General features: G+C 45.7%; 17 protein-coding genes and 1 other annotated feature. Of the genes, 12 read left to right on the forward strand and 5 right to left on the reverse strand.

The genetic code is table 11. The features are described from left to right. Position 1 precedes the first annotated feature (1 nt). Both AC58UU_RS09770 and AC58UU_RS09775 read left to right on the forward strand, forming a co-directional pair. Positions 2 to 1,654 carry a copper resistance CopC/CopD family protein gene (locus AC58UU_RS09770; protein WP_497315110.1) on the forward strand — a complete coding sequence of 551 codons (1,653 nt, stop codon included), beginning with the start codon at positions 2 to 4 and terminating at the stop codon, positions 1,652 to 1,654. A gap of 40 nt (positions 1,655 to 1,694) precedes the next feature. After that, positions 1,695 to 1,880 (forward strand): hypothetical protein, encoded by a 186-nt coding sequence (locus tag AC58UU_RS09775; protein WP_497315112.1) that lies wholly within the window; start codon positions 1,695 to 1,697, stop codon positions 1,878 to 1,880. A gap of 57 nt (positions 1,881 to 1,937) precedes the next feature. On the opposite strand, the gene AC58UU_RS09780 is transcribed toward AC58UU_RS09775, so the two are convergent. Beyond that, positions 1,938 to 2,681, reverse strand: a complete 744-nt coding sequence (locus AC58UU_RS09780) for an SDR family oxidoreductase (RefSeq protein ID WP_497315114.1) — start codon at positions 2,679 to 2,681, stop codon at positions 1,938 to 1,940. Positions 2,682 to 2,968: 287 nt separating this feature from the next. Here AC58UU_RS09780 and AC58UU_RS09785 point away from each other — a divergent pair, with 287 nt between their 5' ends. From AC58UU_RS09785 to AC58UU_RS09815, 7 genes are all read left to right on the forward strand, one after another. Beyond that, complete coding sequence (locus AC58UU_RS09785) at positions 2,969 to 4,099, forward strand: GntR family transcriptional regulator (RefSeq protein ID WP_497315116.1); 1,131 nt, start codon at positions 2,969 to 2,971, stop codon at positions 4,097 to 4,099. Positions 4,100 to 4,321: 222 nt separating this feature from the next. Next, complete coding sequence (locus AC58UU_RS09790; protein ID WP_497315118.1) at positions 4,322 to 5,626, forward strand: glycoside hydrolase family 125 protein; 1,305 nt, start codon at positions 4,322 to 4,324, stop codon at positions 5,624 to 5,626. A 75-nt stretch (positions 5,627 to 5,701) separates the two neighbouring features. Further along, a complete protein-coding gene (locus AC58UU_RS09795) occupies positions 5,702 to 7,027 on the forward strand; it encodes an ABC transporter substrate-binding protein (RefSeq protein ID WP_497315120.1) in 1,326 nt (441 codons plus the stop codon). 92 nt (positions 7,028 to 7,119) lie between these two features. Then, positions 7,120 to 7,965 (forward strand): carbohydrate ABC transporter permease, encoded by an 846-nt coding sequence (locus AC58UU_RS09800; RefSeq protein WP_497315555.1) that lies wholly within the window; start codon positions 7,120 to 7,122, stop codon positions 7,963 to 7,965. A gap of 45 nt (positions 7,966 to 8,010) precedes the next feature. Beyond that, positions 8,011 to 8,847: a carbohydrate ABC transporter permease gene (locus tag AC58UU_RS09805; RefSeq protein ID WP_497315557.1), complete on the forward strand. Its 837-nt coding sequence runs from the start codon at positions 8,011 to 8,013 to the stop codon at positions 8,845 to 8,847. Between the two features lie 30 nt (positions 8,848 to 8,877). Continuing rightward, positions 8,878 to 10,056 (forward strand): glycoside hydrolase family 76 protein, encoded by a 1,179-nt coding sequence (locus AC58UU_RS09810; protein ID WP_497315122.1) that lies wholly within the window; start codon positions 8,878 to 8,880, stop codon positions 10,054 to 10,056. A 67-nt stretch (positions 10,057 to 10,123) separates the two neighbouring features. Then, positions 10,124 to 11,155 carry a glycoside hydrolase family 76 protein gene (locus AC58UU_RS09815; protein ID WP_497315124.1) on the forward strand — a complete coding sequence of 344 codons (1,032 nt, stop codon included), beginning with the start codon at positions 10,124 to 10,126 and terminating at the stop codon, positions 11,153 to 11,155. A 102-nt stretch (positions 11,156 to 11,257) separates the two neighbouring features. Here the strand turns inward: AC58UU_RS09815 and glsA are convergent, their stop codons facing one another. From glsA to AC58UU_RS09835, 4 genes are all read right to left on the reverse strand, one after another. Beyond that, positions 11,258 to 12,211, reverse strand: coding sequence for a glutaminase A (glsA, locus tag AC58UU_RS09820; RefSeq protein WP_497315126.1), 954 nt, complete (start codon positions 12,209 to 12,211; stop codon positions 11,258 to 11,260). 26 nt (positions 12,212 to 12,237) lie between these two features. Continuing rightward, positions 12,238 to 13,158: an aldo/keto reductase gene (locus tag AC58UU_RS09825; protein WP_497315128.1), complete on the reverse strand. Its 921-nt coding sequence runs from the start codon at positions 13,156 to 13,158 to the stop codon at positions 12,238 to 12,240. Positions 13,159 to 13,270: 112 nt separating this feature from the next. Then, the gene (locus AC58UU_RS09830) at positions 13,271 to 14,893 is read right to left on the reverse strand and encodes an MDR family MFS transporter (RefSeq protein ID WP_497315559.1); all 1,623 of its coding nucleotides are present in this window, start codon (positions 14,891 to 14,893) and stop codon (positions 13,271 to 13,273) included. Positions 14,894 to 14,956: 63 nt separating this feature from the next. Then, a complete protein-coding gene (locus AC58UU_RS09835) occupies positions 14,957 to 15,385 on the reverse strand; it encodes a MarR family winged helix-turn-helix transcriptional regulator (RefSeq protein WP_497315130.1) in 429 nt (142 codons plus the stop codon). A gap of 194 nt (positions 15,386 to 15,579) precedes the next feature. Beyond that, positions 15,580 to 15,838, forward strand: a binding site (T-box leader). Positions 15,839 to 15,908: 70 nt separating this feature from the next. Between AC58UU_RS09835 and pheS the strand changes: the two genes are divergently transcribed. From pheS to AC58UU_RS09850, 3 genes are all read left to right on the forward strand, one after another. Next, positions 15,909 to 16,943 carry a phenylalanine--tRNA ligase subunit alpha gene (pheS, locus tag AC58UU_RS09840; protein ID WP_029194068.1) on the forward strand — a complete coding sequence of 345 codons (1,035 nt, stop codon included), beginning with the start codon at positions 15,909 to 15,911 and terminating at the stop codon, positions 16,941 to 16,943. Positions 16,944 to 16,968: 25 nt separating this feature from the next. Further along, on the forward strand, positions 16,969 to 19,422 hold the full coding sequence (pheT, locus tag AC58UU_RS09845) for a phenylalanine--tRNA ligase subunit beta (RefSeq protein WP_497315132.1): 2,454 nt from the start codon (positions 16,969 to 16,971) through the stop codon (positions 19,420 to 19,422). Between the two features lie 94 nt (positions 19,423 to 19,516). After that, entirely contained in the window at positions 19,517 to 21,118 is a 1,602-nt protein-coding gene (locus tag AC58UU_RS09850; RefSeq protein WP_497315134.1) for a cell division protein ZapA, read from the forward strand. The last annotated feature ends 1 nt before the right edge of the window (position 21,119 follow it).

Genomic DNA, 21,119 nt, shown 5'->3' on the forward strand with positions numbered 1-21,119 from the left:
GATGCTAAGATCTTTACGTTATAAGGCCAAACGCTTTTTATTCATGCCTTCATTGTTTGTATGCATGCTCGCTTTAATTCTCTTGAGCACAGTTGCTGCTCCTCAGACAGCCTCTGCTCATGCGTCATTAGTGCAGGCCCAACCTGAAGCAGGCACCAAGCTTGAAAGCTCACCGCCTCAAGTAGCCGTTACATTTAATGAACAATTAGATGCAGGGCTCTTCTATATCAAAGTGTTGGATCATAATGGTGACGAGATTACGAGTAATAAAGCTTATATGAATAAAGAGCAGACAGGTATACTTCTTGATCTTCCGAAGTTAACTGAGGGCTTTTATTTGATCAGCTATCACGTCATTTCCGCAGACGGACACCCCGTTGCAGGGAGTTATCCGATAACGATTGGCAATCCACCGCAAGAAGAAGCTCTCGATCTGCCTTCTGTATATGGTGGGCACGATCATGGAACGGGGCAGTTAACAACAAAAGATTTACTACAATATGCGTCTCGTGGACTGTGGTATTTGATGATGTTGGCGCTGACAGGATGGGTTATCTGGTTAAGGTTGTTGGGAGCAAGCGGGACAGATGCCCGAAAATCACTTTCAACTTGGACTCTCAATCTCCAGCGTGCACAACTAGTAGCCCTACTGCTGCTCATTTTCACACACATCGAAGCTCTACTCGGTGGTGGAGGGGCACAAGAGATTTGGAAACTATTTAGTGCAACCAGTATCGGTATTTCCTGGGCGCTTATGCTAGTACTATCCTTCCTTGGATTTGTACTTATAGGTAGGGGGAAGTGGATAGACTTATTATGGCCTTTAAGTTTCCTAGCGGTGAAAAGCTTTAGCGGTCACGCGGCTTCATTTACTCCCTTATGGGCAACAATCGGGCTAGATTTTATACATCTGGTCGGTGCGGCATGTTGGGTTGGTGGCTTAGTGCTGCTCTATGCGAAATGGCGTCAGAAAAGTGATAATGTCAGTGCCTATATGCAGCAATTTTCGAAAATGGCTTTGATCTCCATCCTTGTACTTACCCTAACCGGATCTTTATCCGTCTTGTTGTTCCTGCCGAACTTACGTTACTTGCTTTACACTTCGTGGGGAATATTGATGCTCGTGAAAATTGGTGCTGTTGCACTTGTTGTTCTCATTGGTTTTATTATTCGGCTCAATTTGCGGAAACAGAAGGCCAAACAATCAGTTCTCTGGGTAAAGGTTGATCTTACCTTTATGGTCATAATCGTGCTGCTGGTAGGGCTCATCACTTATATGGCGCCAATTCCTGCCAACGAGCCGCTACAATGGCATCAGATGGGCGAGAAGGTCCATGTATCTGCTGATATTACACCTAAAATTCAGGGAACCAATACCTTTGTAGCGAAAGTATGGCTTCCAGAAAAAGCTGGGAAACCGAAGCAAGTGCTCATGCTGCTTCATTATTTAGACGATAAAGAAATGGCGCCCATTTCTGTGCCAATAACCATGTACGAGGATAGCACACAAGAAGAATCTTATGGCTTTGTGAAATTCAGCTACAAAGCGCAGGGGGCCTACCTGCCGTTCCGAGGCAATTGGGAATTAGAGATGCGTGTCATGGATGCGGATGATAATGAAACGGTGTACAACAAGGAATTCATGGTGTATTAACTTTGTTTGAATATATGATGGCTGAAAGTGGGTGGCGATAATGGCATGGATTCAAGTGCTCGACAAAGATCATTTGTCGGTCAAATTTGATGACCAGGATGAGATGGCATTGCTGGAGATCAACGATGGCGGCATCTCGCCTAATTATGTAACCATTCGTTTAAATGAAACGGAGATCGATGATCTGATCGAGGCATTGCATCGTATAAAACAAGCCATTCAATAGTGATGGCTTGTGTAGGAGGAGGGGCACATTGTGCCCCTTTTTTGCATTGACTCCCGTTTAGATAAACCCTCCATTGACGCGGATCGTTTGACCCGTAATCCATTGGGATTCTTCACTTGCCAAAAATAAGACAACGCTCGAAATTTCGTCAGGCTCACCGATACGGCCAAAAGCGTTCATTTTGCGGATACCTTCAATTTGCTCCTCTGTTTTTCCCACTGTGAAGAGTTCCGTGTTAACCGGGCCTGGGGCGACAGCGTTAATCGTAATGCCTTTCGGGCCAAATTCCTTCGCGAGTTGGCGAGTGAACTGTTCAACAGCTCCTTTGGTACCGGCATAAACGCTGTAGGTCGGGAACATACTACCGAGGACAGAGGTTGAAAAGTTAATGATTCGACCATTATCACTCAAGTATTTGGCTGCTTGTTGGCAAGCAAAGAAGGTACCTTTGACATTAACATTAAACTGCTTGTCGAAATCATCTTCTGTGATATTGGCTATGGGCTTAGTGATCATTAGGCCTGCGTTATTGACCAGAATATCGACTTTGCCATAGGCTTCAATCGTTTTCTGGAACATGAGCTCAATGTCAGATACGCGGCTAATATCAGCGTGAATGGTTGTTGCTATTCCACCGTTCTGTTCAATCCCATGAACGACCTCTGCAGCTTTCGCTTGATTGCTGGCATAGTTTACAACGACCTTGGCTCCGTTTCGAGCCAACTCCTCTGCGATCTCCCGTCCCATTCCTCTAGACGCTCCTGTGACTAACGCTACTTTACCTTCTAATTTCTTCTCCATTGTAGATCCTCCTAATAGCGTTCATTTAGATTCGTTGATTTAAACTTGGTTGATATTGATTTGATTATAACAGGTTGAAAACAAAATTCAAGTGACAATATTATATTTTTGTCATTTAATTAAATATATTGTGGCCCATAGAATGGATTATATGATTAGCTAGTTTTCTATCAAGTCATATAAGAAATAGTAGCTTGCCTTCTGACTCTATCCAAAAAGCGTATATCATGATATATTAATGGTATCGTATGATATAACATTTGGCTGGGTGCAGGGGGTAGGTAGCATTGTCAACGGATTCGAGACCCATTTACGAGCGAATATTCGAAACGCTGCGTGAAGAAATTATACAACGTAAATATAACGTTGGAGACCGCGTTCCTTCAGAGAAGGAACTGGCGGATGAATATAATGTGAGCCGTATTACGAGTAAAAAGGCACTGGAGATGCTAGCAGAAGAACGTCTCATCGTGCGTAAGCCAGGGAGAGGCTCCTTTGTTATGGAAGGAGGGGGAATTCCGTCTGAAGGACCATCTGTAGGCGAGAGAACCAAGCATACGCTGATTGGCTTAGTCATAACGGATTTCGGTAATACCTTCGGCACGGAAATGATTTATGGCATGGAGCAGGCTTCTGCTGAACACGATAGCTTCCTCGTACTGCGCAGATCGTTTGGTGTGCCTGAGAATGAAGAAAAAGCTATTCGATCGTTTCTTGAATTAGGCGTGGATGGCATTATTGTGTTTCCTGCACAGGGGGAGTTCTATAATGATGAACTTCTTAAATTAGTCATACAACAATTCCCCTTAGTTCTGGTTGACCGTCATCTCAAAGGGGTAGCTGCAGCTTCGATTAGTACAGATAACATAACCGCTGCTCGCACGGGAGCCGATTATTTACTTGATTTGGGGCATAAGCAGATTTGCTTACTTACGCCGCCACCTATGGATACAACAGCTATTGAGGACCGTATTGAAGGGTTCGTCCGGGCTCATGCGGAACGCGGGGTCATGGTTGACCGGTCACTTTGGTTAGATGAAATCACCTCTACGCTGCCAAATTCATTTCATTCACCTAATATTGATAAAGATATCGATATGATTAAGGAGCACCTGCGAAGCAATCCGCAAATTACCGCCTTGTTCGCAATGGAATATAACATTGCTCTATTAGCAAAGGCTGCTGTGGAACAAATGGGACTTCAGATACCCGAGGATATTTCAATTATTTGTTTTGATAGCCCTCCTACGACGCTCGGCAGCGGCTATCGCTTTACCCATCTGATCCAAGCGGAAGAAGAAATCGGCAAGCTTGCTGTAGAGAATGTGCTTAAGCTGAAGCGAGGCGAGAAGGTAGCCAATAAAATAAGTCTGGATGCCAAACTAATCATTGGGGAGTCAACAGGACCCTCAAAATGATACGGCGGATAAATCATCATGGATACGAAACTTGAGACTGCTAATCTAGTAGTCTCTTTTTTTAATTGGTATATCAAACGATTTAAATGGTATGTAAATAGTATAATAAATATATATTGACATACGGTTTGCATACCAATATAATCGTAAATGTAAGCGGTTTATTTATCGGAATAGAGAGGAGCGAACCCGATGACGAATGAGGCTAAGTTACCTACATCGATGAGTAAGCTCATTGAGCAGGTAAGTAACAAATTACTGCAGGAACAACGGCCGAAGCTTGCCGCCATGTTCCGCGATTGCTTCTCCAACACGTATCAAACAACGATTCAAAGCCTAGAAGACGGATCAACTTTCGTAATCACCGGTGATATACCAGCCATGTGGCTCCGTGACTCGTCGGCTCAGGTTCGAGCTTATCTGCTTCTGGCGAATGAGGATTCCAGCTTGGCGGATATGATTGAAGGTGTGGTTAAGCGGCAAATGCAATATATTCAACTTGATCCGTATGCCAATGCATTTAATATGGAGCCAACCAGCGCAGGTCATCAGCAGGACTTGACCCAAATGAGCCCTTGGATCTGGGAGCGTAAATACGAAATCGATTCGTTATGTTATCCTATTCAGCTCAGTTATTTACTTTGGAAAGCAACAGGGAGAACCGCACATTTCAATGATGCCTACAAATCCGCTGTTCATACGATACTGAATCTTTGGCGCGTTGAACAAGATCATGAAACGAAGTCTCCTTATCGCTTCCAGCGACTGCATTGTCCTCCGACAGACACGTTAACGAGAGAAGGAAAGGGTAGTCCAGTAGGCTATACGGGAATGACTTGGTCAGGTTTTCGCCCTAGTGACGATGCTTGTACGTATGGCTATTTGATCCCTGCTAACATGTTTGCCGTTGTGGTACTGGGTTATATCGCTGAAATCGCAGAGCAGGTGTGGCAGGATGCCAGTCTTAGCCGTGAATCGCTTAAGCTGGCCGCTGAGATTAAACAGGGAATAGAAGCATTTGGAACGATCGAGCATCCTGAGCTCGGTAGGATTTTTGCTTATGAGACGGATGGACTTGGCAGCTATAATCTGATGGATGACGCCAACGTACCCAGTTTGCTCTCAATTCCTTACTTGGGATATGCTGCTGAATCCGATCCCATTTATCAGCATACACGCAGCTTTATACTTAGTGATGAAAACCCTTACTTTTATAAGGGTATCGCGGCTCAGGGAATCGGTAGTCCGCACACGCCGGATCGTTACATTTGGCATATTTCCCTTGCGGTTCAAGGTCTAACTGCTTCAAGCCGGGAGGAAAAGTTGCATATCCTTGATATACTAGCTGGCACCGATGCAGGAACAGGACTGATGCATGAGGGCTTCCATGTAGACGATCCGTCGCAATATACGCGGCCATGGTTCTCTTGGGCAAACTCCATGTTCAGCGAGTTGGTGTTAGACGTATGTGGCCTTTCAATTAAGAAGCTGCTGCAAGATCACATGAACGCATCGCACTCATCCTAGGTTATACAGGGGGTGGAACCCCTTTTAACATAGCAACTGCACTTGTAACGTTTACTTAAAAAGGGAGGAAGAAACATGAAAAAATGGATGACCGTTTTAACTGCTCTCTCGCTCACGTTTAGTTTGGCAGCATGCAGCACGAAAACTGGGGATCAAACGGCTGAAAGCAAGAAGCCTGAGACCACGACAGCACCGGCAGCATCGACAGCAGCCACCAAAGCAGCACCGGTAGAAATTACGTTCTGGGGAGATTGGGGCGGAGAAGGCGAGAAGCAGTTTGTGATGATGGCTGATGCATTCAATAAATCGCAAGACAAGATTAAAGTTAAATATGTTTTGCAGGAAGATATGATCACGAAGTTTCTGACAGCGGCTACCTCAGGCGGCTCGCCTGATATTATGTTCTGGGACAGATGGCGCACTTCACTGTATGCATCCAAGAATGTGCTTCACCCGATCGACGATTATTTGAAGAAAGACAATATTAACCGTGGTGATTATTACGATGAAGCCTTGAAGGAGCTAACCTCAGGCGGCAAGCTGTATGGTCTTCCTTTGACGGTTGATGCACGCGCACTGTTTTATAATAAGAAATTGTTCGCTGAGAAAGGTCTTCAGCCGCCGAAAACTTGGGATGAGTTGGAGAATGCGGCTAAGCAGTTAACGGTATGGGAAGGCGATAAGCTGGTTCGCTCCGGCATGTCGATGCAGGATAATGGCCTGTTCAATATGTGGCTGCAGCAAGCAGGCGGTTCTATGATGACCAGCGATCTGAAGAAGACGAATTTCAATAATGAACAAGGCAAACAAGTATTGGATTTCTGGGATAAGCTGATCAATAAGGATAAAGTGTATAAAGTTGGGTTTGAAAAAGGTCTTGGCGAAGGCACGGATGCTTTTGTGACAGGAAAAGTAGCTATGACCTATACAGGTCCATGGATGCTCTCTACTTATAAGAAATACGGCAAGGATCTTGATTTCGGTGTAGTTCCTCCTCCAGCTGGACCTGGCGGTGCCAAAGGAAGCGTAATGGGCGGCTTCGGTCTCGTGATTCCAGCAGGGTCCAAGCATAAAGACGAGGCATGGGAATTCGAGAAATGGTGGTTAGCAAATAAAGACAACACGCTGCTATGGGCGAAAACAAGCTTAAACCTGCCAGGCTTCAAACCGGCTCTGCAGGATCCTTTCTTCAAGGACGATCCGAACTGGAAGCCGTTCATGGATACACTGGAATTCGCGAAAATTCGTCCGCAGCATCCAGGATACTCGGTTATGGAAGGCGACGGACTGATGCCGAATATTGAGCTATTCATTCAAGGCAAGCAGGATGCAGCTGCGACGCTCAAGAAGGGGCAAGAGCAAGGTGATAAGCTGCTTGATCAGAATGCAGCAGGGAAGTAACTAGAAATGTGGGGGAGGGTCATCCCTCCCTTTTTTTGGAAGGGGGAATTCTCTTGGCATCGATAACCAAGCTGGGTCGACATCAAGCTAGGATGGGTTATCTCTTTATTACGCCAACGATTTTGCTATTTATTATTTTTACAATTATTCCGGTCATCATGGCGTTCTATCTAAGCTTCACGAATTATGACATTGTGAGTAAAAACGATTTCGTTGGATTGGATAACTATAAGCGCCTTGCCGAGGATAATATCTTTTGGACGACGCTGAAGAACGTTTTGTTTTATTCCGTCCTCTATATTCCACTAAATATTGCCATCTCTTTATCGATGGCTTTGCTGTTTATGCGCAGCCGCTTCGGCGTAAAGCTGTTTCGTACAGCCGGGTATTTGCCAACGTTAACTTCTGGGGTTGCTGCGGCCACGGTGTGGATTTGGCTGCTAAACCCAGAGTTCGGACTCGTGAACGATATCCTGAGCAAGGTTGGAATCACTGGACCTTCATGGCTGGCTGAAATGCCTTACGCTATGCTGTCCATTGTGTTAGTGACCTTGTGGCAATCCGTTGGAGCGAACATGATCATTTATTTAGCGGGACTTAATGGAGTTCCCGATCATCTGTATGAATCTGCAAAGCTGGACGGTGCTAATGCTTGGCAGTCCTTTCGCTATATTACTTGGCCGGTGCTGAGACCGACCACCTTTTTCGTAAGTACAATGGCCATTATTGGCGCGCTGCAGCTGTTTGACCAGGCGTTCGTATTGACCAAGGGTGGTCCCGCCAACTCGACAAAAACAACGGTGTATCACATTTATCAGCAGGGCTTCAACCAGCTCCAGATGGGCTATGCCGATGCCATGGCATTTGCGCTGTCTATCATTATTTTAGTATTTTCGCTTATTAATATGAGACTAAACAAAGAGGAATCCGTGATCTAGGAGGGATGGAAAGTGAAACAACAATACTATTGGCAAACGACAATCATGTATATCATTTCCATCGCCGTCTGCATCGTCATGGTAGTCCCGTTTGTATGGAGTCTTATCACTTCCATCCGTCCGGATGAAGAGATTTTCATGCTGCCGATTCAATGGATTCCTTCCAGCATAACGTTGGAGCATTATCGCAAGGCGTTTGAGCTCGTTCCATTTGCTCTGTATTTCTGGAATTCATTTTACCTCGCGTTCATGGGAGTGCTCTTCAACTTGCTTTTTGGCTCTTTAAGTGGTTATGCCTTCGCTAAGCTTCATTTTCGCGGAAGAGATACGATGTTCAAAATTCTGCTCGCTGCCATGATGATACCTGGTGTTGTAACGATGATCCCGCAATTTTTCGTGCTGAAGCACATTCCTTTCCTGGGAGGAAATGATTGGCTAGGCGGTGGCGGCAATGGTTTGCTCAATACATTTTGGGCGATTATTTTGCCAGGAGCGTCGGGATCCTTTGCGGTATTTTTTATGAGACAATTTTTCGTGTCTTTACCTAGTGACTTGCAGGAAGTGGCTCGAATTGAAGGCAGTGGGGAGCTTCGCATCTTTTGGAACATTTATATTCCGCTCGCGAAGCCGGCGTTGGCTACACTCGGCATATTTACCTTTCAAGCTGGCTGGAACAGCTTTCTCGGTCCGCTCATTATGCTTAACGACCCTGCCAAGAAAACGATTCAGCTAGGCTTAGCTGCTTTTACTTATAACAAACAGGTTGATTTCGGCCCGTTGATGGCAGGTGCTTTAATTGCGGTAGTGCCGATCCTGATCTTGTTCCTGCTGCTGCAAAAGTATTTTGTGCAAGGAATCGCTTTTACAGGAACAAAAGGATAGTAAGCAAGTCGGACAGATAGGTGAAGCGAATTGTCAATTCGATTAAGAAAGATCATAGCCATGATGATTGTTGGGATAGGCATCATTATGGCTGCTAGCTGGGGAGTGGGGACAATGGACAAAAATAATAAGATGACCGATGTGCAAGTGAGCACAAATAGAGAAACCTGGGAGCAGCGTGCGGATCTAGCTCAAGCTGGGCTGCTTAAGCAATATTGGAACGGAAAGTTGAACTTATTCGATAATTTGTCGCCTTGCAACGATTTATGCAATGAGAAATTCCATTACTGGTGGCAAGCGCATGGTGTAGATACGCTGGTCGACGCTTTTGCAAGAACCGGCGATGCGGTGTATAAGGGCTCCCTGGCGAACATGTATCAGGGGATTTTGGATCGCAATGGCGGCGTATGGCCGAATGATTTTTACGATGATATGGAATGGTTGGCTCTAGCTTGGCTCCGTGCGTATAACGCTACAGGCGATGAGAAATACAAGGAAGCCGCGGTTGAGCTTTGGGAAGATATTAAGACGGGCTGGAACGAAGAGCAAGGCGGAGGCATTGCCTGGCGCAAGCCGCAGCTTGATTATAAGAATACGCCGGCGAATGCTCCAGCAGTCATTTTAGCTGCTAGATTATATAAGCAGTTTGGCAAGTCGGAGGATCTAGCTTGGGCGAAAAAGATTTATGATTGGCAGAAGGCCAATCTTGTTGATCCGGACACGGGCTTCGTCTGGGATGGGAAAAACCGCGAGGGAGACGGCAAGATTGATAAGAGCTGGGAATTCTCTTATTGCCAAGGTGTTTACATCGGAGCTGGGGTTGCATTGTATCAGGCGACTGGGGACAAGAGCTATCTGGCAGATGCAGCTCGGACTGCTCAAGCATCGAAGCTCAGGCTGACAAGTCCGGCAACAGGGATGCTGCCTAGTGAAAGCAATGGAGACGGCGGGTTATTCAAAGGTATATACGTCCGTTATTTGGCGGAGCTTGTTCTTGCGGACCCTGGTCAGAAGGAGTCGCTTGAGCTTCTTGTAACGAATGCAGACAGTCTCTGGAAGTACGGAAGAGATGAGCAGCGCGTCATGTTCAGTAAATCATGGGCGACAACACCTGAGCCTGCTGAGGATTTGAGTGTAAATCTAAGCGGCGTTATGCTGCTGGAGCGTATGGCCGCGCTGGAGAAGCAAGGATTGCTGAAACAGAATTAATGCATTAAGAGCAGGGGCAGCCGAATATCTGCTCCTTTATTTTCAATTCAGAGGAGTCGAGGGATAAATGAATGCGGCAGTGACGGCAGAGCAACTGCAAACGACTTTGCACAAGCTTTATTGGAATCCGGATACACAGATCATGAATCAATGGGACGACAGTTTAACAGTCAGTCGCCCTGATGAAAATTACTATTATTGGTGGCAAGCACATGCTGCGGATGTCATCCTTGACGGCTACGCGCGAACCGGTAATGTGGACTATTTGAACCGAGTAGAGCAGCTGTTCCACGGCATTCTTCACTCTAACGGAGGAACGTTTAGACATCCATATTATGATGATATGCAGTGGATGGCGCTGGCTTGGTTAAGGGCTTACGACATGACAGGTGCTCAGATGTACCGGGAGAGCGTTACTGACTTGTGGGAAGACATCCGAGGCGGATGGAATGAGCATATGGGCGGTGGGATCGCTTGGCGAAAAAATCAGCTGGATTACAAAAACACGCCAGCTAACGCTCCAGCCGCTATTCTAGCAGCGCGATTGTTTCAACGGTTTGGCGATGAAGCGGATCTGACTTGGGCGCAAAAAATCTATGAATGGAACAAAAGGACATTAACGGATCCCGTTGATGGATTCGTGTGGGATGGCATCAATCGACTCGGCGACGAGAAGGTCGATAGGGACTGGCAGTTTACTTATTGTCAGGGCGTCTTCATCGGGGCTGGCCTTGAACTATACAGTTGCACGGGGGACTCGGCTTATCTGGAGGATGCCTGCCGCACGGCAGCTGCGGTGAAGAGCCGATTGTGCGACAGTGCTACGGGGATGCTACCCGATGAAGGAATCGACGATACAGGTTTATTCAAAGGAATACTGATCAGGTACCTGCTGAGGTTAGTGGAGATTTGCCCCGAATTTGAGCTGCCGTCTGAACTTATTAAACAAAATGCAATCACGCTTATGGAGCATGGCATAGACGATAACTTGCGTGTTGGCACAGACTGGAGAATGCCTCCTGAAGGCTCAATTCAGTTAAGTGTGATGCTAAGCGGCGTTATGTTACTGGAGGCGTATGTATCACTTCAAACGAAGTAGAGATTGACGCAGAAAGGAGGTGGAATTTATATTGATGAAAGAATCATACTCAAAAAGGCAACAGAACCTTTCCAACAAATGGGAAGGTTCTGTTTATACATTCTAAAACAAGCTCCAATCAAATTCCTGCGACAGAGTACCTAGAAGGTGAACCCCAGCTGTGCTGTTGCCTTTGCGGTTCAACGCCGGGCCAACCAAACCGATCCCGTATTGTCCGGGCACCATTGTCAAAATGCTCCCAGACACGCCGCTTTTGGCAGGCAGCCCAACGTTCATGGCGAACTCACCAGAGGCATTGTACATACCACAGGTAAACATGAACGTCTTAGCGATCTGCACGAATCGCCGCGGTATAAGGCGTTGATTACGAATCGGATCTACGCCATTATGCGCTAGAACGAGGGCCATTCTAGCCAAGTCGGTACAACTCACTTCGACGGAACAATGGCTGAAATAGACGTGGAGGACGTCGTCAACCTCCTTATCCAGCACACCGTTGTCTTTCAAGAAGTATGCTAACGAACGATTCCTGTGTGCGGTATCCGACTCAGATCGGAACACACTTTGATTAATTTCAAGTGAAGGATTATGAGCGATATCTCGGAAGAAATGGAGAATCCGTTCCACTTGCTCCGTAGGATCATTACCTGCAATCAAGGATGATATCGCAATTGCCCCAGCATTGATAAGCGGGTTAAAGGGGATACCGGGCTCGACGAGTTCGAGCTTCAGCATCGAGTTGAAATCGTCTCCGGTAGGCTCCATTCCCACCTTGGAGAAAACAATTTCTTCACCGTTATCCATCAACGCCAAAATTAGCGTAAATACTTTCGAAATACTTTGTAAAGTAAAACGGAAATCAGATTCCCCGGCCACAGAGATATTTCCTTCAGTATCCATAATACAGATACCTAGAACATCGACTGGAGCGTTAGCAAGTTCAGGAATGTAGGAAGCAACATGTCCGTCTGATGTATGTGCCTTGCTCTCCGTAACCCACTGAGGCAAGTGCTCCTTGAGATGCTTCCATGTTTCTGCGTGTTGTGTATGACTCATTCAGAAGTCATTCCTTCCTCATTCTCCTAAGCTTTCCAAGCCTGTGGGTGGTTATCACTGATAAGCTCCGTTGCGCTTGCATTCGCAATAACCTGTTCAGGGTTTTTACAGCCTGGAATGACCGTTGTAACAGCATCATGCTTCAAACACCAAGCTAATGCCCATTTGGCCATATCCATTCCTTCAGGAACTTCTTCTTTTTGGATGCGCTGCACGTCCTCAAGCTTCTGTTTCACACTCTCAGCATCATGGCGATGGCGAACGTCTGTGTTACTGAACACCGCACCAGGTTTATACTTACCGCTCAAATAGCCGCTAGCCAAAGGTACACGTGCTAGTACGCCAAGATCTTGATTTACACAGGAAGGGAAAACAAGCTCTTCTGGGGCTCGATCCAAGCGGTTGTACACGACTTGAATGGCTTTGGAATTGACATTGCTGGAGGCTTCTGTTTGATGAATATTAGCATTACTACCAATGGAAGTTCCCAAATGACGGATTTTCCCGGCTTGAACTTGTTTGTCCAAAGTTGTCCAAAGCACATCATTATCAAATAAATCATCAGGTCCGGAATGGAATTGATATAAGTCAATATAGTCCGTTTGCAAAGCTTTCAGAGAATCGTCTAGTTGTTTGATAACGCCATCGGAACTGAAGTCATCTGTTCGGGTGAACAGATCGTGGAAATGGTGGCCAAATTTCGTAGCCACGATCCAGTTCTCGCGATTGCGGCGGGATAAGTAATTACCAATAAGAGATTCCGATAGATGGTCACCATAGCATTCTGCTGTATCGATCAGATTTATACCAAGTTCAGCTGCTTGATCAAGAATAGCATCTGCTTCAGCTTGGGTGTAGATAAGTCCCCACTCCCCGCCGAACTGCCAAGTCCCAACACCAACGATGGAAACTTTCAAATCCGTTTTACCAAGTCTGCGATATTTCATGGCGAGCACTCTCCTTTTTAAGGTATCCAAGTTTATTAAACGCTATAGCTTGCTCCGTGTCAAAAAGAAAAAGGCTCTTTCCTCTCTAATTAGAGAAAAGGGCCTTTTTGTATTAAACGATTCCTGGCGAAAGTTCATTATTGTTGTCTTTTTTGTTATCTGATTTCTTGGATTTACGGTCAGATACCTTAATGTTACCGATAAACAGTGTCAGAACAGCCCCAAGTAAAACGAATACCAAGCCTACAATAAACACTTGATGAAGCGAAGTAACTAGGGCATTTTTTAGAATTGGCAGCATATGCTCCACGAATTCTTTTGGCATTTTGGCCAAAGTCTCAGGACTTAGTAAGGAAGAATATAAGGCTTGTGGATTGGTATGGATCATATCCGTCATTTGTGTAGCCAGCCCACTTGCTTCCGCGGGAAGCTGATTGACAACAGGAGTTAAATCTTGTTCTAACAGCACTGTTGACTTGTGGTTCATAATGGCTCCGAGAATCGTCATACCGAATGTACCGCCAATTTGACGGAAGAATTGACTGGAAGACGTAACGACACCAAGCTCGGATTTGGGAAAGCTCTCTTGTAAAGCAAGTGTTAGGATCGGCATAACAAGACCCATACCTAGACCAAGAATCAGCATGTAACTTGAAGCGATCAACTTCGTCGTGCTTATGCCCATGGTGCCAAGGAAATAGAAGCCGATAGCCATAATAATCATACCGCCAAGCATTTGCTTACGAACACCGATTTTTTGAATGAATTGACCGGAAACAACACTGGCTGCAATCATCGTAATCATGAGCGGCGTCATCACTGTGCCTGATGCTGAGGCGCTGATACCGACGATGCCTTGCATGAAGAGAGGAACGAACATAATGGCTCCGAACATACCGACAGCCATAAGGAACCCTACACCGTTAATTGTGGTAAATGTTCTATTTTTAAATAACCGAACAGGAAGGATCGGCTCTTCAGCTTTACTTTCAATAATAACGAAGGAAACCAAGGATACAATGGCCAGCGCAAAAAGCCCAATGATTTGCCAAGAGAACCAAGCAAAGTCTTTACCGCCAAATGTTAAGGCAAGCAGTAAGCTGACGACCCCGACAATCATGGTGACAATACCCGGAATATCGAACTTTACTTTGCCGTTTGCTTTGTGCTTCGGTAATGCAATTGCAATTAAGACAACAGCAAGAATACCAACAGGAAGGTTGATGTAGAATACCCAACGCCAGTTCAATGCGTCAACGATCCAACCACCGACTTGGGGGCCAATAACTGATGATAAACCGAAGATCGCACCGAATACACCCTGCCATTTGGCACGTTGTTTACCTGTAAATAAGTCCCCGATAATAATCATCGCCATGGGCATCATAATACCGCCGCCCAGACCTTGCAAACCGCGGAACAAAATCAATTCGGTCATATTTTGAGACATCCCGCATAAGGCGGAAGCTGCGATAAAGATGACTAAACCTGTAACATAGATGACACGACGACCAATTAAATCGGCAAGTTTACCAGCGATAGGCACGACAACCGTTGATGTCAACATGTAAGCTGTAGTCAACCAAGCCATCAGGCCAAGACCACCGAATTCTCCGACGATACGCGGCATAGCTGTTCCAACAATTGTACCGTCTAAAGCGCCAAATAACATGGCAATAATAAGACCGGTAAGCAGGAGACCTCGATTTTTGAGTTCTGGTCCTTCTGCTTCTATAGATTTCTCTGAAGCTATTTTTTGTATGTTTTCCAAACGTACCACTCCTTTAATGAAATGAAATTAATAATAATCAGTAAGTTTTTCAAAGGCACTCACAAGAATGCGCATTTCTTCCGGGGGAAGCTGTGACAGTCCACGAGCAATCACTTCTTTCTGGACATCTTCCGCTTGTTTGAGTATGGCTTTCCCAGTTTCGGTTATTTCAACCAGTACGATCCGTCGATCTGTCTCATGATGTTTCCGAATAACATGCCCACTTTGGACAAGTCGATCAATCATAACGGTGATCGCACTTGGTTTAACGCCTAGTTTCTCAGCGAGATGAGTTTGTTTCGGAGCGCCTTCTTTAGAAATCATGAATAACATGAATATTTGTGGCTTCGTTAACTCTGAATTTAACTGGCTAAGTACAGTGTGGCTAATTTTCCGATGTGCGGTTTCAAATGTTGTGCGGAAACGATCCGTATAAACAATTAGTTCATCTTCCATATCGAAATCCTCCTTACCACTTAATTAAAGTATCAAATCATTAAACAATAAAATGTTTATATGAATTAATGTTTAAACTGTTTAAATAAAATATACGCCGATGATGATTCGAAGTCAATAGGGAAATTCAGTGCCAAGGCTAGTTCACTTGCATATCAGGCGTTTCTTGCATATAATAATTGATACACATACGCGAAAATGCTTTGACGGAGAAGAGTACGCAGTGCTTCTTGACAGGGAGGGAAAGCCGATGATTGAGAGCTATCCCCGAGAATCAGGCTGCGGAAGTTCGCTCCCGAGCAGTCCTTTGAACGGAAGCTTAACCAATGGCTTCTAAATAGAAGGAACCGGACACATCGTCCGTTATCTGAAATGAAGTGAGAATCGTTTATTTGGCTTATTTGCCAGTGAATGAATCTAATTAGGGTGGTACCACGGCTTTTCGTCCCTTGTAAGGGAGCGGAAAGTCTTTTTTGTGTTTTCATTTAGGGTGATTAAGGGGCCTAATTCAGGAGGGATTTCGATGAAAGAGCGGTTAGAAGCTTTGAAGCAGGAAGCGCTGCAAGAGCTAAGCGGCGTACAAAGTCAGCAGGAGCTAAACGATCTACGTATTAAGTATTTGGGTAAAAAAGGGCCATTAACCGAGGTATTACGCGGTATGGGCGCATTAAGTGCGGAAGAAAGACCGGTTATCGGCCAAGTAGCGAACGACGTTCGTGCAGCTATCGAAACCGTTATTGAAGAAAAACAAGCGGCGTATCAACAGCAAGAAACCGAGAACCGACTACGTGCAGAAATGATTGATGTAACGCTTCCGGGTCGCCCTTCACAGCAAGGGGCCGTTCATCCATTAAGCAAAGTTATCCAAGAAATTGAAGACATCTTCATTGGAATGGGCTACACCGTAGCTGAAGGTCCAGAGGTAGAGCAGGACTACTACAACTTTGAAGCGCTTAATCTGCCTAAGGATCACCCAGCTCGTGATATGCAGGACTCGTTCTATATCACGGATGAGATTCTAATGCGTACACAAACCTCCCCAGTTCAAGTTAGAACGATGGAGAAACGCAAAGGGGAAGTTCCGATCAAAATCATTTGTCCGGGCAAAGTATATCGCCGCGATGACGATGATGCAACACATTCCCATATGTTTACCCAAATCGAAGGTCTAGTCATCGACCGTAACGTACGAATGAGTGATCTGAAAGGAACCTTACTTCAATTCGTTCAAGAGATGTACGGTAAAGAGACGAGAATTCGCTTGCGTCCGAGCTTTTTCCCATTCACAGAGCCAAGCGTTGAAGTGGACGTGAGCTGTGCAATGTGTGGCGGCGTTGGATGCCGTACATGCAAACAAACGGGCTGGTTAGAAATCCTCGGAGCGGGCATGGTACATCCGCGCGTTCTGGAAATGGGTGGATATGACCCGAAGGAATACACAGGATTTGCATTTGGAATGGGCGTTGAGCGCATTGCGATGCTGAAATACGGGATTGAAGATATTCGTCATTTTTACACGAACGATTTGCGGTTCTTAAAGCAATTCTTACACTTGTAAGCATCAGGAAAAGGAGGGGTTAAGCATGAAGGTTTCTTATCAATGGTTATCGGAATATGTCGATGTATCAGGCTTCACAGCTGAGGAATTAGCAGAAAAACTTACCCGAAGCGGCATCGAAGTGGATATCGTGGAAGATCGCAATAAGGGTGTAACGAACGTAGTCGTTGGATTTGTAAAATCACGCGAAAAACACCCAGACGCAGATAAATTAAGTGTGTGTATCATTGATGCCGGACAAGGCGAAGACTTGCAAATCGTTTGCGGGGCTAAAAATATAGATGCGGGACAAAAGGTGCCAGTCGCCATGATTGGAGCCGTGCTGCCTGGCGGATTACAAATCAAACGCGCTAAGCTGCGCGGCGTAGAGTCACAAGGTATGATTTGTTCAGCTAAAGAACTTGGTCTGAACGACAAGTTGCTGCCGAAGGAAATTCAAGAAGGCATCCTCGTTCTGCCTGAAGATACCGAAATCGGCAGTTCAATTCTTGATGTCCTGGCTATCAGCGACAAGGTATTAGAGCTTGATCTGACACCAAACCGCTCCGATTGCTTGAGCATGCTCGGAGCTGCTTATGAGATCGCAGCGATCCTCGGACGCGGCGTCAAACTGCCTGATGCGGAAGCAGCGCGCGGGGCGGCTGGAACAGCCGCGGTGAAAGCCGCTGATCGCATCAGTGTGAAGATCACAGCGACGGAGCAGTGCTCGCACTATGCGGCTCGCCTTATCGAAGGCGTGCGCGTCGGCACTTCTCCGCTGTGGATGCAGAACCGTTTGATGGCGGCTGGTATCCGCCCGATCAACAACATCGTAGACATCACGAATTTCGTGATGCTTGAATATGGCCAACCGCTCCACGCTTTCGATGCCGAGCAGTTGAACAATGGTCACATCGATGTACGCCTCGCTGAGGCGGGCGAGAAGCTCGTCACGCTCGACGATGTAGAGCGTACACTAGAGCCGCACATGCTGCTCATCACGGACGGCACGAAGCCGGTAGCGATCGCAGGTGTTATGGGTGGCGCTAACTCCGAAGTGACAGAAGGCACAACACGGATTCTGCTTGAATCCGCTAAGTTCGCAGGCAGCTCTGTGCGCAGAACGTCGCGCCAGCTAGGGCTCCGCTCCGAAGCGAGTCTTCGCTTCGAGAAAGAAGTGAACCCGGAAGCGGTGCTTCCGGCATTAAACCGTGCTGCTGCGTTAATGGCTCAGTACGCATCAGGTCAAGTAGCTGACGGCATCGCCCAAGCCGTAGCGGGCTCACACAAGCCGGTCAGCATCGAGCTTGCTGCTGACCGTGTAAACAATTATCTCGGCACTGAACTTTCCTTGGCCGAGATGGGTCAAATCATAGAGCGCCTGCACTTCACATTCGAGCAGGCAGGCGAAGGCAAGCTGCTCGTACATGTGCCGAGCCGCCGCGGTGACATCACACGGGATGTCGATTTGATCGAAGAAGTAGCACGACTTTTCGGCTACGACAACATCCCAACAACCTTAATGACCGGCGTGACGACGCCCGGCTCCTTGTCCAAAGAGCAGTCGATCCGTCGTATTACTCGAAATCTCCTGACTCAAAGCGGACTGCATGAAGTCATCACTTATTCCTTCACGCAGCCAGATCAAACCGTTTCGCTGCCGGGTCTATACCCAGCGGCGAAGCCAATCTCACTCGCTATGCCAATGAGTGAGGATCGCAGCCAACTGCGTACTAGCTTGCTGCCGCATCTGCTAGACGTTGTAAGCTACAATCGTAACCGTACGATGGATGACGTAGCTATTTTCGAAATCGGTAAAGTATTCATTACAGATGAGTCTTCACTAACAGATTTGCCGCAAGAGAAGCTCCTCCTCTCCATTGTATTGACAGGCAAACGCCGTCAAGCACATTGGGCGCAGAAGTCCGAGGCTGTCGACTTTTATGATATCAAAGGTGTTTTTGACCGTCTTGTAAGCTACCTAGGCGTTAAAGGACTCACCTATCAATCTGCATCACCTGATGGTTTCCATCCGGGCCGAACCGCCGAGCTCCTCCTAAAAACAGCTGAAGGTGAGCATGTAATAGGTCGAATCGGTCAACTGCATCCTACAGTCCAACAACAGCGTGATCTTGATGACACTTACGTACTTGAGGTTGAGCTTTCCCCAATCTTAGAAGCTGCTGGAAATGCAATTGTATATAAATTGCTGCCGCGTTATCCGTCCATTGGGCGCGATCTTGCTGTAGTAGTGAATGCTAGTGTACCAGTAGGTCTAATGGAGCAAACCATCACCGAAGTTGCTGGAGACTTATTAGAATCCATTCAAGTATTCGATATCTATACAGGAGAACGTTTAGGTGCAAATCGCAAAAGCGTAGCCATTGCCTTAGTATACCGTCACGCAGAGAGAACACTGTTGGATGAAGAAGTAACAGAGCTTCATTCCAAGGTTGTTCAAACCCTTGAACAACAATATGAGGCAGAGTTAAGAAAATAGTGTAACTTTCATTTAAGTTGCAGGAAAACAGGCTGGTCTTATCGAAATTACACTCGATAGGGCCAGCCTTTCATCTAAGGGAGGATATAAAAAAGTGAATGCTGAAGATAAAACGAGGATTACCGTTGATATATATGGTCACCAATACAAATTAAAAGCAAGCACCAGCACCAATTACATGAAGCGAGTAGCTGAATACGTGAACGACCAAATGATTCGTATTGCAAAGGGCTATCCGAGGCTAGATTCACAGAAAATCGCCGTTCTTGCTGCCGTAAACATGGCAGATGAGTGCTTCCGTATGAACGAAGTCATGGAAGAACTTACGAAAGCCCAAAAGAACCAAGAAGCGACCAAAGCCGCCTATGACAAATTAGTTGTTAACTTTAATGAATTGAAACAAGAATATGAGGAACAACAGACTTTCATTGGTGAACAAAATGCCAAGCTGGTACAAGGTAACCAAGCACAAGAGCAAATGAAGCAAGAAGTACATAAAGCGAAACAAGAACAAGAGCAAGTGAAGCAACAATTACAACAAGCTAAACAACAGCAAGAGCAAGTTAAACAACAGCATGAACAAGCCAAACAGCAGCAAGAGCAAGCCAAGCAAGAACAAGAGCAACTAAAGCAACAATTTGAACAAGTCAAACAACAGCTAGAGCAGGAAAAACGACAACAAATACAAGTAAGACAACAGCTAGACCAAGAAAAAAAACAACACCAACAAACAAAGCAACAATTTGAACAAGAGAAACAACAAAAGGCACATCAACTTCAAAAGCTGAATGAACAACACAGGATCGAAAAACTGTCCCTCTCAGAAATCCATCAACAAGACAAAGAAATGTTAAATCAGCAGTATCAACAAGATAAAGAAGCACTTATGCAGCTTCATCTACAAGATAAAGAAATCATAAACATGCACCATCAAGAAGAGATCTTCAAGCTTTCGAACCAGCATCTAGCGGAAAAGGAAACACTCGTTAATCAACATCAAGAGGAACTAGAAAACATCACGAATCAACATCAAGTGGAACTAGAAAACATCACGAACCAACATCAAACGGAACTAGAAAACATCACAAATCAACATCAAACGGAACTAGAAAACATCACAAACCAACTTCAAGAGAGAATAGATACAATTACGAACCAACTTCAAGAAAGAATAAATGTAAATTCAAACCAACATCAAGTGAAAATAGAAACTCTCACAAACGCGCACCAAGAGGAAATAGAAACACTAACAACCAAACACCAGGAGGAGCTAGAAACACTCACGGCCCTCTACCAAGACGAGGCGGATGCTAAGTTTCTCAGTTTTGAGCAAGATAAAGGCAATCTAGTTGGGGAATTTCAAGAACGACAAACAAACATTATCCAACAGCTAGAGGGCCAAAAATCAACCATTATTACACAATACCAAGCGCAAATTGATGCCTTACTTGAGCAGCAGCAATTAGAACGAAGTGCCCTTGCTCAACATTTTGAAGAAGAAAAAGAACGGATTTTAGCCCAGGCCCGCAGAGAAAAAGAAGAGTTAATGCACCAAAGCTTGAACGATGAAGCTCAGCAAAAAGAACTTCAAAATATCAAAGAAGAGTATAAGGAATTGCGCGAGGAATATGCTAAGCTGCAGAATGAATACAATGAGTGGATCGAGCTTGTAGAAACAGACAGTCCTGGCAGGTAAT

This window comes from Paenibacillus sp. JT22N1, assembly GCF_059692155.1.

Coding starts and splice junctions, on each gene's coding strand:
- AC58UU_RS09770 (WP_497315110.1), top strand. CDS start 2: ATGCTAAGATCTTTACGTTATAAGGCCAAACGCTTTTTATTCATGCCT.
- AC58UU_RS09775 (WP_497315112.1), top strand. CDS start 1,695: ATGGCATGGATTCAAGTGCTCGACAAAGATCATTTGTCGGTCAAATTT.
- AC58UU_RS09780 (WP_497315114.1), bottom strand. CDS start 2,681: ATGGAGAAGAAATTAGAAGGTAAAGTAGCGTTAGTCACAGGAGCGTCT.
- AC58UU_RS09790 (WP_497315118.1), top strand. CDS start 4,322: ATGAGTAAGCTCATTGAGCAGGTAAGTAACAAATTACTGCAGGAACAA.
- AC58UU_RS09795 (WP_497315120.1), top strand. CDS start 5,702: ATGAAAAAATGGATGACCGTTTTAACTGCTCTCTCGCTCACGTTTAGT.
- AC58UU_RS09800 (WP_497315555.1), top strand. CDS start 7,120: ATGGGTTATCTCTTTATTACGCCAACGATTTTGCTATTTATTATTTTT.
- AC58UU_RS09805 (WP_497315557.1), top strand. CDS start 8,011: ATGTATATCATTTCCATCGCCGTCTGCATCGTCATGGTAGTCCCGTTT.
- AC58UU_RS09815 (WP_497315124.1), top strand. CDS start 10,124: ATGAATGCGGCAGTGACGGCAGAGCAACTGCAAACGACTTTGCACAAG.
- glsA (WP_497315126.1), bottom strand. CDS start 12,211: ATGAGTCATACACAACACGCAGAAACATGGAAGCATCTCAAGGAGCAC.
- AC58UU_RS09825 (WP_497315128.1), bottom strand. CDS start 13,158: ATGAAATATCGCAGACTTGGTAAAACGGATTTGAAAGTTTCCATCGTT.
- AC58UU_RS09835 (WP_497315130.1), bottom strand. CDS start 15,385: ATGGAAGATGAACTAATTGTTTATACGGATCGTTTCCGCACAACATTT.
- pheS (WP_029194068.1), top strand. CDS start 15,909: ATGAAAGAGCGGTTAGAAGCTTTGAAGCAGGAAGCGCTGCAAGAGCTA.
- pheT (WP_497315132.1), top strand. CDS start 16,969: ATGAAGGTTTCTTATCAATGGTTATCGGAATATGTCGATGTATCAGGC.